At 61.8% G+C, this 10,697-nt stretch carries 10 protein-coding genes and 2 tRNA genes; 10 read left to right on the forward strand and 2 right to left on the reverse strand.

The features are described 5' to 3' along the window. Positions 1-24: 24 nt before the first annotated feature. The 9 genes from M1E02_RS08820 to M1E02_RS08860 all read left to right on the forward strand — a co-directional run bounded on the left by M1E02_RS08820 (position 25) and on the right by M1E02_RS08860 (position 7,056). The gene (locus M1E02_RS08820) at positions 25-270 is read left to right on the forward strand and encodes a hypothetical protein (protein ID WP_479377671.1); all 246 of its coding nucleotides are present in this window, start codon (positions 25-27) and stop codon (positions 268-270) included. A 55-nt stretch (positions 271-325) separates the two neighbouring features. Next, positions 326-940 (forward strand): nicotinate-nucleotide adenylyltransferase, encoded by a 615-nt coding sequence (nadD, locus tag M1E02_RS08825; protein WP_479378109.1) that lies wholly within the window; start codon positions 326-328, stop codon positions 938-940. 11 nt (positions 941-951) lie between these two features. Beyond that, the gene (locus tag M1E02_RS08830) at positions 952-2,232 is read left to right on the forward strand and encodes a hypothetical protein (protein ID WP_479377672.1); all 1,281 of its coding nucleotides are present in this window, start codon (positions 952-954) and stop codon (positions 2,230-2,232) included. A 30-nt stretch (positions 2,233-2,262) separates the two neighbouring features. Beyond that, the gene (gene rsfS, locus M1E02_RS08835) at positions 2,263-2,664 is read left to right on the forward strand and encodes a ribosome silencing factor (RefSeq protein WP_479377673.1); all 402 of its coding nucleotides are present in this window, start codon (positions 2,263-2,265) and stop codon (positions 2,662-2,664) included. Positions 2,665-2,811: 147 nt separating this feature from the next. Then, positions 2,812-2,884: transfer RNA gene (locus M1E02_RS08840), tRNA-Ala, on the forward strand. A gap of 189 nt (positions 2,885-3,073) precedes the next feature. Continuing rightward, a tRNA-Ala gene (locus tag M1E02_RS08845) sits at positions 3,074-3,146 on the forward strand. A gap of 173 nt (positions 3,147-3,319) precedes the next feature. Continuing rightward, entirely contained in the window at positions 3,320-4,528 is a 1,209-nt protein-coding gene (locus M1E02_RS08850) for an NAD(P)-binding domain-containing protein (RefSeq protein WP_479377674.1), read from the forward strand. After that, positions 4,512-5,666: a class I SAM-dependent methyltransferase gene (locus M1E02_RS08855; RefSeq protein WP_479377675.1), complete on the forward strand. Its 1,155-nt coding sequence runs from the start codon at positions 4,512-4,514 to the stop codon at positions 5,664-5,666. The genes M1E02_RS08850 and M1E02_RS08855 overlap by 17 nt, the downstream gene beginning before the upstream one ends. Before the next feature lie 184 nt (positions 5,667-5,850). Next, complete coding sequence (locus tag M1E02_RS08860; RefSeq protein WP_479377676.1) at positions 5,851-7,056, forward strand: ROK family transcriptional regulator; 1,206 nt, start codon at positions 5,851-5,853, stop codon at positions 7,054-7,056. A gap of 41 nt (positions 7,057-7,097) precedes the next feature. Here M1E02_RS08860 and M1E02_RS08865 read toward each other — a convergent pair whose 3' ends face one another. After that, complete coding sequence (locus M1E02_RS08865; RefSeq protein WP_479377677.1) at positions 7,098-9,107, reverse strand: PKD domain-containing protein; 2,010 nt, start codon at positions 9,105-9,107, stop codon at positions 7,098-7,100. Between the two features lie 204 nt (positions 9,108-9,311). Next, positions 9,312-9,515, reverse strand: coding sequence for a hypothetical protein (locus tag M1E02_RS08870; RefSeq protein WP_479377678.1), 204 nt, complete (start codon positions 9,513-9,515; stop codon positions 9,312-9,314). Between the two features lie 162 nt (positions 9,516-9,677). On the opposite strand from M1E02_RS08870, the gene M1E02_RS08875 reads away from it, so the two are divergent. Then, positions 9,678-10,685, forward strand: a complete 1,008-nt coding sequence (locus tag M1E02_RS08875) for an AAA family ATPase (protein ID WP_479377679.1) — start codon at positions 9,678-9,680, stop codon at positions 10,683-10,685. Positions 10,686-10,697: the final 12 nt, after the last annotated feature.

The following is a 10,697-nucleotide window of genomic DNA, read 5'->3' on the forward strand; positions in this document are numbered from 1 at the left end:
CCTTTGTACTCAGTAGGGGAGAAAATGCTGCTTCAGCAGATCGCCACGTCCATCGCTGCCACCGCCGGCGGTGAAGCCGGCCATGAGGAGCTCGCTCCATTGTGGGCCGAGCCCTGGGTGTTCGGCGCGGTGATGTTTGCCATCCTCGTAGCGCTGATGTTTGTGACTCTGTCCTATACCAACCTCGGCAGGCGCCACGAAGCTGTTGAAGAACACGCAGATCCCCACCGCCAGCACCCGAACAAGCACGATCACGGCCAGGGCCACTAACATTTCCGCCAAACTGCAGCAGAGCGGGGCGAAGCGCCGCCTGCGTCTGGGCGTGATGGGCGGCACATTCGACCCCATCCATCACGGACACCTTGTCGCGGCCAGCGAAGTGGCCGCGCAGTTTGGCTTGGACGAAGTTGTGTTTGTGCCCACGGGGCAGCCTTGGCAGAAAATGACTAAAAAAGTCAGCGAGCCGGAGCATCGTTATCTGATGACGGTCATCGCTACGGCGTCCAATCCCCGATTCACCGTCAGCCGGGTGGACGTCGACAGGCCCGGACCGACTTACACGATAGACACGCTCCGCGACTTGCACGTCCAGCGGCCCGATGCTGATCTTTTCTTCATCACCGGGGCTGATGCCATGGCTCAGATCCTCTCGTGGAAGAACATCGAGGAACTCTGGTCCCTTGCACACTTCGTGGGAGTGACCAGGCCAGGCCATGTGTTGGATGGAATGGGCCGCGATGACGTCAGCCTCCTTGAGGTGCCGGCCATGGCTATCTCCTCAACGGACTGCCGCACCAGGGTTGCCGCAGGGGAGCCGGTCTGGTATCTGGTACCTGATGGTGTGGTCCAATACATAGCAAAATATGGGCTCTATGCCGGTGCTCAGCCCGGTCACGAGCACCACGCACAACCAACCGCCAGACAAACCAGCCAGCACTGAATGAGTTTTAAATGAGTCAGGAACAGCCTCCCGTCCGCAGCCGTCGTGAACTACGTCAGGCAAGAGATGCGCGTCTGGATGAAACCCGCGACACCGGAGCCCAGGCTCCCGGTCAGGTTCCTCTTGTCTCGACACAGCCAACCGCACCCCAGCCTGTAGACAGCCCGGGCACGGACGGCCAGGACACCGGGAACACCGGCCGGGTTCGTCGGGTTGCTTCTGAGCCAGTGGATTCGGCCAGGACATCGGCTGAACGTTCCTCCCAGATCCGGGCCAGAGACCGTGCCGCGCTGCGGACCATCAAGGAATTGGCCGAAAAGGAAGAGCAGCTTTCAGCCGGCGGGCCGCCCACGCGGCGTCAGTTAAGGCTTCAGCAGTTGAGGGCTGAAGCGTCTCCGCCAACTGCTGCGAATCCGGTGATCCCGGCGTCCCGTGGTGGCGCGAATGCCCCAGCAGAAGGTAATAAGCCGCGGCGCCAGGAAACCCCTGCAACTGCCTCTGCCGAAAGTCGCAACACGGACCCGGACGACGGATTGGACGTCCCGGACGGCATGACTGTGGAGCAGGCTTTGGCCACCCGCACGCTCATTGCTGAACAGGCCAAGAACCAGTTGGCCAAAATGGAGCATATCGCGGCGAATGACCCGGAGGCTGTGGATCCTGAGATCCTGGCCCAGCAGATTGCCCTTGCTGAGCGAGCCGCGGTGCTCAACAAGCGTGCCATGGCCAAGCAGAAGCTTGCCGAGCAGGCGACGGCACCTCAGCAGCCCCGCCACGATCCTTCGGCGGCCAGCAACCTTGCCATGGTGACACCACTCGAATTTGTGCAGGTTCCGGGCATCGACCGGCCGGTCATGAAGAAGCCAGCCACGTCATATGTGCCGGTGGTGACGCACCCGGGACCCCGCGTTCCGGCAGAACGTCAGGCCGGCCCACGAAAGCCGGGCGCTCCCCGGCTCAACAGCAGCGGTCCCGTTACGGGGCGTTCCGGCGTTCTGGCGCGTGCCGAGGCCGTGGCGCTGGCAAGCTCTCCACCAGCCCCTGAGGCCCCCCAGACAACCCCAGTCAGTGTTCAACGCAGACAGACCTGGGACACAGAGGTCGAAGAAAATTTCACTGAGCACCGGCGTATCAGTGCCAAAGAAGCGTATGGCCTTGAACCGTTGGACGCTGTTACTGCAGGCCTGGGCAGGGCCCACCGCCTGCGCCTGCTTCAGTTGGCTGTACTCGCCATTGGCATCGTTGCCCTGATTGCCGGCGTCACCATGATTGTCAGCGGACTGACCCGCTGAGCCCCGCTTTAACCCACTACAAGGAGTCCCGTGACTGCATCTGAATCATCCATCGCCACAGCCCGCATCGCAGCCAAAGCTGCGGCGGAAAAAATAGCCGAGGACATCGTTGCCCTCGACGTTAGTGAGCGCCTGGCCCTCGCCGACGTGTTCCTGATCGCATCCGCACCGAGCGAGCGGCAGGTCAACGCCATCGTTGACGGTATCGAGGAGGAGCTCTCCAAGCAGGAACTGCGCCCGGTCCGGCGCGAAGGCAGGTCCGGCGGCCGCTGGGTGCTGCTGGACTACTCCGACGTCGTCATCCACGTCCAGCACGAGGAAGACCGGGTTTTCTACGCCTTGGAGCGTCTGTGGAAGGACTGCCCAGTGGTGGATCTGCAACTTGGAAATGACAACTCGGCCAAAGCTGCGGTCACCTCCGACACGGAGTAATCGCGCGGAAAAGACGAATATGCCCGATTTGGAATTTTCCGAAGGGCTGATCTAAGATATTTGAGTTGCTCCGGAGAGATCCGGATAGGAAATCAGCTGGATGAGCCGGGTTATCCGGTCGAATTTGTGCAGGAGCAACGAAAATTCGGGGCTGTGGCGCAGCTGGTAGCGCACCTGCATGGCATGCAGGGGGTCAGGGGTTCGAGTCCCCTCAGCTCCACCGGATATCCGCCGGAACCGCAAGGTTCCGGCGGATTTTTTTGTTTCCTGATCCGTTGTCCGCGGCCCGGTGATCCTGGTCTCCGACGTGGGCACGGACGTTTCGATTCGGATTCGCATCCCGCCAGTTTCTGCATTAAGCTGGTCGAACTGCTTCCGCAAAGAATAATTCTTCAAGGGGTCAGCATTCGGGGCTGTGGCGCAGCTGGTAGCGCACCTGCATGGCATGCAGGGGGTCAGGGGTTCGAGTCCCCTCAGCTCCACCGAATACCGCTGGAGCCCAGGACTATCCCTGGGTCTGGCGGTTTTCTTTTGTCCTATGCTCCTCTTGGGACCCGTGCTTTTGGGTCTGTGCTCGTGGAGCTGGCCAGCATGCCACCGTGCACGCACTGGACTAGGATGACAAGGTGAATGAAGCACTGCCCCCTTGCCCTGCATGCCCAAACTTGACGGTGTGGGGGCCGATTCAGCTCAAACCGGGCGTGGTGAAAAAGGTCTGACCGCAACCCAGCAAACTCCTGGAAACCAGCACGATCAGGACGTGGAGGCCGACGTCGTAGTCATCGGAGCCGGCCAAGCAGGCCTGTCTGCCGCCTACCATCTGGCCCGCCGCGGTGTCATTCCGGCCGCCAGCGTCCTTCCGCCGGAGACTCAGCCGTGGACATACGCAGTGCTCGACGCCGAAGAAGGACCCGGGGGAGCGTGGCGGCACCGTTGGAAAAGCCTCCGCATGGCCACGGTCAACGGAATCAGTGATCTTCCCGGTATCCCGAAACCCGAGGTGGACCCGTCAGAGCCCAGCTCCGAATTCCTCACCCGCTACTTCAGCGGCTATGAAGAGCAACTGGGGCTGGCGATTCAGCGGCCGGTCAAAGTGCGGGCCGTTTCCCGGCAGGATGCTGACCCCTCTGGGCGTCTCCGGATCGAAACATCCGCAGGATCGTGGAACGCACGCGCTGTCATCAATGCGACGGGAACGTGGAGCCGGCCCTTCTGGCCCGTGTATCCGGGCCAGTTCACTTTCCGCGGCAGGCAACTGCACGTGGCTGATTATGTCTCAGCAGAGGAATTCCGCGGGAAGCACGTTCTGGTGGTGGGCGGCGGAATTTCAGCCGTAGGGCTTCTGGACGAGATTTCCAAGGTCACCACCACCAGCTGGTTCACCCGCAGGGAGCCTGTCTGGCGCGACGGTGACTTCGACCAACAGGCAGGTCACGACGCCGTCGCCCTCGTGGAAGAACGTGTCAGGTTGGGCTTGCCCCCGCAAAGCGTCGTGGCGGTCACCGGCCTTCTGTGGACGCCGACGCTCAGGGCCGCTGAGAAGCGTGGTGCCCTCGACCGGAACCCGATGTTCACCGCCATTGAGCCGGAGGGAGTCCGCCTGGTCGACGGCGGTTTCCTCGCCGCCGACGTCATTTTATGGGCCACGGGGTTCAGGGCAGAACTGGAGCATTTGGCCCCGCTGCACCTTCGAGGCCCGGGCGGCGGAATAGCCATGGATGGAACGCAGGTGGCCGCCGAGCCGAGGGTGCACCTGGTGGGTTACGGCCCGTCGTCGTCCACTATTGGCGCAAACCGCGCCGGCAGGGCCGCCGTCGCAGGCATCCTGCGCTTTCTTGAAGGACAATATGAACCCCGCAACTGAGAGCGAACCCATTCCTTTGCTCAGCAGCCTCCGGCGCTATCCGGACGTTGAGGCCGCCAATCTGCAGGCGTGGGATGCCACCGACAGCCTGCTGCTTGACACGGCAGCTGATTTCCTGCCGGGGGACGGGAATGTGGCGGTGATCGGTGACCGCTACGGGGCGCTTACTCTTCCGCTGGCGGGTTCTCAGGAAGCGACGACGAGGGGCACGGTTCGCGTCCATCAGGATCTCGTGACGGGTGAGAAAGCCCTAAGAAACAACGCTGCCAGGCTTGGAGTCGGCGGATTCGAGCAGCTGCCGCTCGGTCCGTCACTGCTGGCGGGAGCGCGCCTTGTGTTGATGCAGCTCCCCAGGACATTGGCCGAACTTGAAGAGGCCGCCGATGCTGTGGCGCGCTATGCCGAGCCGGACGTGGTTCTCCTGGCCGGCGGCCGGATCAAACACATGAGCCTGGGTATGAACGATGTTCTTGCCCGCTGTTTCGAAGAAGTAGAGCCGCAGCGGGCACGGCAGAAATCCCGGGTGTTGGTAGCCAGGATTCCCAAGGTCCGGAGCGGGCCCCTGCCGTATCCAGTCGTCGAGGAAAACGCCGAGCTTGGACTCACGGTCTGCGCCCATGGCGCCGTGTTCTCCGGCACCAGACTGGACATCGGAACAAGGTTCCTTCTGACATTCCTCCTCAAAATGGCCCCCGCCACCCATGCCGTGGACCTGGGCTGCGGAACGGGAATTTTGGCGGCCATGTACGCCCGCACCCACCCCGGGGCACGTGTCACTGCCACCGACCGCTCCGCAGCGGCAGTCGCCTCGGCCACCTGTACCGCCGAAGCCAACGGGTTGTCGGGCCGCATCGGGGTGCTGCAGGACGACGCCATGGAATCCCTTCCTGACGCCAGCGCGGGATTGATTCTGCTAAACCCGCCGTTTCACCTGGGAGCGAGTGTGCATGCAGGTGCGGGCATCAAGCTGTTTGAAGCTGCGGCAAGGGTGCTGGAACCTGGCGGCGAACTCTGGACCGTCTTCAACAGCCACCTGCCGTACCGGCCCGCTCTGGAACGGCTGGTGGGCGTGACGACAGTGCAGGGAAGGAACACAAAATTCACCGTCGCGAAGAGCATTTCCCGGGGGCGAAATTGAAACCGGATAACCGACTTTTTGGCGCGCGGAAGACCTGTTGGTCAAGTGTGCGTGGGGTCGTGCCGGGACGCCCGGGAGTAACGTACGATGCAGACATCACTAATAAATTTGCCGAGAAAGTGTAGGGGAATCCTTGACTGAGATCCGCCAGCCGTCCCCAAGGCGCGGAACAAATCTGCCTCGGATGGGCGACTTTAATCTCACGGTCATCCTGGATGCCATCCGCCGGTCAACAGCGGGACTGAGCCGGGTGGAACTTGCCCAGATTGTCGGACTCTCCCCCCAGACCATCTCCAACATTTCCCGTCGGCTACTGGATCAGCATTTGATCATTGAGGCGGGTAAAGAGGGCAATGGGCCAGGGAAACCACGGACCATCCTGCAGCTCAACCCCTCCGGGATGTATGCCGTAGGCGTCCACCTTGACCCCGCCGTGACGACGTTCGTGGTCCTGGACCTTGTGGGTGCCGTGGTGAAACACTCGAGGATCAACACGCCGGGAGGGTCCGAGCCTGCTGCTGTGATTGCAACGATCGCAGGTGAAATCAAAAAACTCGTGGACGAATCAGGAGTGGATGCCTCGAAGATTGCCGGACTCGGCGTCGCTACGCCCGGGCCGATCGATTTGGAGCACGGCACCGTTGTGGCCCCTCCGCTCCTTACCGGCTGGGACCGGGTACCCCTGAGGGATGCTCTTGCTGAGGCCACGGGGCTGTCCACTCTGGTGGACAAGGACGTTACCAGTGCTGCTGTGGCGGAGACCTGGGCAGGTGGTCCCAGCGGCTCGGGGAGTTTCGTCTTTATGTATATGGGCACGGGCATAGGCTGCGGAATTGTGCTCAATGACGAGTTGGTAAGAGGAACGTCGGGCAACGCGGGAGAGATCGGCCACATCATCGTGGATCCTGACGGTCCGCCCTGTGATTGCGGGCTGCGGGGCTGCGTTAAGTCTTCCTGCATCCCTCAAGTGCTGGTCGCCCAGGCCGTCGAGGCGGGAGTGCTTGAGCGCGACGCCGGGGATTCAGGCGAGGCGTCGGCAATTCAAAACAGCTTTGCCAAGCTGTTCGAGGCTGCTGAGGCAGGAAACAGTACGGCAGCGGAGATTATTGACCGCTCGGCAGTCCTTGTCTCGCGGGCCGTTGCGGTCATCACCAACACCCTTGACGTTGAACGTGTCGTATTTGGCGGCCCCTTCTGGAACCTCCTGTCAGAGCGCTATCTGAACCGGATCCCGGAGCTGCTTGAAAGCAGCAGCGCTGCGCGGCAGATTCACGGCATAGAGGTGGTGGGCACCGGCGTCGGCGAGGACGTTGGTGCGGTAGGAGCTGCCTGCCTGGTCCTCGAGCACACGTTGGCACCGCGGTCCCAGCGCTTGTTGCTCGAGGGCTGACACCGCTCGGGCAAAGTCGCCGGGTTCACGGCATGTCCGCATCAACCCACCCTTGTGGCCCGCAGATCATCGACTGACACCATCAGCGGGGCTGTGGTTGCGCTACCTGAGAGATAGGTCATCAGGCCGATGCTGCCGGGGACCTGAAGGGCTTCTGTCGAATCCGTAGCAGTGCGCTGCCACGTTGTGGGTTCGGTGGTTCCGAGCTCCCACACTTTTGCCCTCACGGTCGTCGGGCCGGTTCCGGTTACTTGGAGCCGGATGGCGAGCTTGTCACCAACAGCGTAGTTCAGCCCGGCAATTGTCAGGCCAGTGCCAAGGATCGTCTCGGCGCCAGTTGACGATGCCCGTATCAAATAAAGTCTGACAGCACCGTTTCCTGTCAGCTGGACCTGTGTCCTGTACGCACCGCCACCCGTTATGCGTCGGCCGACGACTGAGAGGTACAGACCTGAACCGCTTGCTGCCTTGTCCGTCGCCAGTGTGAGATAGAGGTCCGTGCTAGAGGAATTGACCCCGTTCAGATAAACGTTGTTGCCACTACCCGCCGTCGGGATCCTGATCTTTCCTGCTCCTTCGGATACTGCATAAGCAGACGCGGTTCCCGTGATGCTCCAGGCACCGCCGACTTCTGCCGAGCCAAACCCGTTTGTTACCGTCCGGCCGAACGCATCCGATGCCAGCACTAAAGCAGTACCAACATCGACCTGCCGGGAAGCCAATGCGGTGGCACCGCTGTTGTCCGTTACTGTGAGCGTGATGGTGTGAGCCCCCGCGGCCGCGTAGGTGTGGGATGGAGTAGCCGTGTTTGCGGTGCCGCCGTCGCCAAAGTCCCAGGAGTAAGCGGCGATGCTTCCGTCAGGGTCAGAGGAAGCTGAAGCATCAAAGTTGCAGGTAAGGCCGCTGCAGGCTTCGGTGAAGGAGGCTATAGGGGAGGCGTTCTCTCCGCCAGATGCGATTGTGAACTCATCGGTGAATCCGCCTTGTGTTGCCACAAAGCGGGACGTCAGAGATGTATCGGTGATTTGGAGGTCAACAAGGCCATGACTGGGACTGGAATTAAGCCCTGAGGAGGCTGCAAAGTATGGCGCTTCAGGGTCTGCAGGGAACACATCACGCAGGGCGACACCCCCGGTGCCCACGGTAGAAATCACAGTTCCTGCGCCCTTTGAAACGGAATTGTCGCCGTCTCGGACGCATGACGCGTTGTATGTGCCCGGGACGACGCCGGTGCAGCCTGCGGCCAGCGCGAGCTGCTTGCTCCGCTGGTACAGGTGCTCATGCCCGTTCAACACCAGGTCAACCTTCTTGCTCACCAGCAGATTGGTCACGTCAGCTCCAGCAGCGCAGCCATACTGCCCGATGGAAAGACAGGGCATGTGCGTTGCCACGATCACCCAGGGTATGGACGCGGACCTGGCCCCGTCTATTGCGGCCACCGTCCAGTTGTAGCGTGCGGTTCCGGCACCGTAGTTCCAGGTCCCGTCTGTGAAGGGCACGCCGGGAGAGATGAATACGAAGCGGGCCAGGGGATTCTGTTGTGGGACGTCAACGTAGTATTGCCTGCCGTAGCTGCCAATCACGCCAGGGAGCTGGTTGGGAAGGCAAGCAGAAAAGTCGTTGATGTTGCCGTTTTGCCCGTTGCTTTCATGGTTTCCTGCGACGAGCTGGAAGGGGAATCCTGGACCCGTTCGGGACGTTACAAAGTCGCACCAGCTCTGCTCATCTCCCGTGGCTCCATAGGAAAGATCGCCCAGCGCCAAATGGAGATCGGGCTTGATGGTGCCAATCCGTGACAGGACACCGGCTGCCGCAGCACTGGCGGAATAGTCACCCGCGGCGGTTACACGGAGTTGGCCCGGCACCGCCGGTATCGCAGCCTGGGGTACTGCGGCTGGCTGAAGGGCCATCGGGGCTGCACCTTGTGTGAGATGGGCAGCAAGCATGGGTCCGCTCGCGGCGCTCAGACTCGGAAGCGTTCCGAGCACGAGGGCGACGGTGGCAAGAGCGAGGATTGAGGTTCTACCTATGTGAAGGATGCCCCTGTGCATCTTGACTCCCTGTACCCGAAGGACCGGCACATAAAAAGCCGGAGCCAGGGCCCGGACCGGGCGTAGCCACCCTTACTCTCCACGGGTACTGAACAGGCGGGCGTGAGACCGCGCAAGGCGTATTAGCCCCATGGTAACGCCGGCCTCCTAGACTGACCAGCAAACCGGGAAGGCATTTTTCCAGGCCCGCTCGGACAGTGTTCTTCAGTCGATGTCCTCGATGATGGTTCCGTACGGCAATGTTTCATCGAGGTGGGCCTGATGCCCTGTGGCTCCGGGGTTGTAGATCACCCGTACGCCGTACTTCTGGTCGGCTGCTGACTGCATCAGGACGGGGCGGATGGCATCGACAACGTGCTGATCCTGTGCCGCGAGATACTGCTGGTAGTTGGCTGGAAGCTGAATCATGCCATCAGAATAGACCTGTGGGCCGCGCATGGGGAGAGGTCCCCATTGCCCGAAACACCTGTTCCCGTTTGGATAGGATGGCCGGTGGCGGCGCTTCATTCCGCCGTCGCGCCGCCGGGAGGCAACTCCCGTCGGCAACCAGCAGCTCTCAGGGGGATTTAAGTGCTTCAGACGACGGCGGCCGCAAGGATCGAGCCCGCGGAACTCGCCCGCGCCCAACAGATCATGGGGGATATCTCCCGCAGTTTTGAAGCGAAAGTCGTTGGACAGACGCGGCTGCGCGAATCACTCCTCATCGGTCTCATGACCGGAGGACATATCCTTCTGGAGAGTGTCCCCGGGCTGGCCAAAACCACTGCCGCCCAGACCGTGGCCGAGGCCGTCAGTGCCGATTTCCGCCGGATCCAGTGCACGCCTGACCTGCTGCCCAGCGACATCTCGGGCACGCAGATCTACGACGCCGCCAAAGGAACGTTCGTCACGCAGCTGGGTCCCGTGCATGCGAACATCGTGCTCCTGGATGAAATCAACCGGTCGAGCGCAAAAACCCAGAGCGCGATGCTCGAAGCCATGCAGGAACGGCAAACCACCATCGGGGGCGTGGTCTATCGTCTGCCATCGCCCTTTCTCGTGCTGGCAACCCAGAACCCGATCGAGCAGGAGGGGACGTACGTTCTCCCGGAAGCCCAAATGGACCGGTTCATGCTCAAAGATGTACTGGACTATCCAACGCCCGCTGAAGAGGCCGAAATTATCCGGCGGATCGATGCCGGCATCTTCACCGAGGAGCAGAAGCCTGCCGCTGCCGCATCCCTGGCGGCGATTGCCGAAGTCCAGGAGCTGGTTCGCAGGGTCTACATCGATCCTGCCATCGTCCGGTACATTGTCGGACTGGTCTACGTCACCAGGAACGCAGCGCAGTATATAGACGAACGGCTTGCCGGTTTCATCGAGTTCGGCGCCAGCCCGCGCGCCAGCATTGCCTTCAGCCAGGCAGCCCGGGCCGTAGCCTTGCTGAACGGTCGCGACCACGTGATCCCTGAGGACGTAAAGTCCCTGGCACACCGTGTTTTCCGGCACCGGCTGATCCTGGGATTCGAAGCTGTTGCCGAGCAGGTCCGTGTTGAGACAGTGATCGACGCCATTGTCGCTTCCGTCCAAACACCCTGAGTCCGCCGTGAC

Source organism: Arthrobacter sp. Z5-13 (genome assembly GCF_056499105.1).

Excerpts from the sequence above, each read along its gene's own strand:
- M1E02_RS08850 (WP_479377674.1), top strand. The coding sequence starts at position 3,320 with ATGCCCAAACTTGACGGTGTGGGGGCCGATTCAGCTCAAACCGGGCGT.
- M1E02_RS08860 (WP_479377676.1), top strand. The coding sequence starts at position 5,851 with ATGGGCGACTTTAATCTCACGGTCATCCTGGATGCCATCCGCCGGTCA.
- M1E02_RS08870 (WP_479377678.1), bottom strand. The coding sequence starts at position 9,515 with ATGATTCAGCTTCCAGCCAACTACCAGCAGTATCTCGCGGCACAGGAT.
- nadD (WP_479378109.1), top strand. The coding sequence starts at position 326 with ATGGGCGGCACATTCGACCCCATCCATCACGGACACCTTGTCGCGGCC.
- M1E02_RS08820 (WP_479377671.1), top strand. The coding sequence starts at position 25 with ATGCTGCTTCAGCAGATCGCCACGTCCATCGCTGCCACCGCCGGCGGT.
- M1E02_RS08865 (WP_479377677.1), bottom strand. The coding sequence starts at position 9,107 with ATGCACAGGGGCATCCTTCACATAGGTAGAACCTCAATCCTCGCTCTT.
- M1E02_RS08830 (WP_479377672.1), top strand. The coding sequence starts at position 952 with ATGAGTCAGGAACAGCCTCCCGTCCGCAGCCGTCGTGAACTACGTCAG.
- M1E02_RS08855 (WP_479377675.1), top strand. The coding sequence starts at position 4,512 with ATGAACCCCGCAACTGAGAGCGAACCCATTCCTTTGCTCAGCAGCCTC.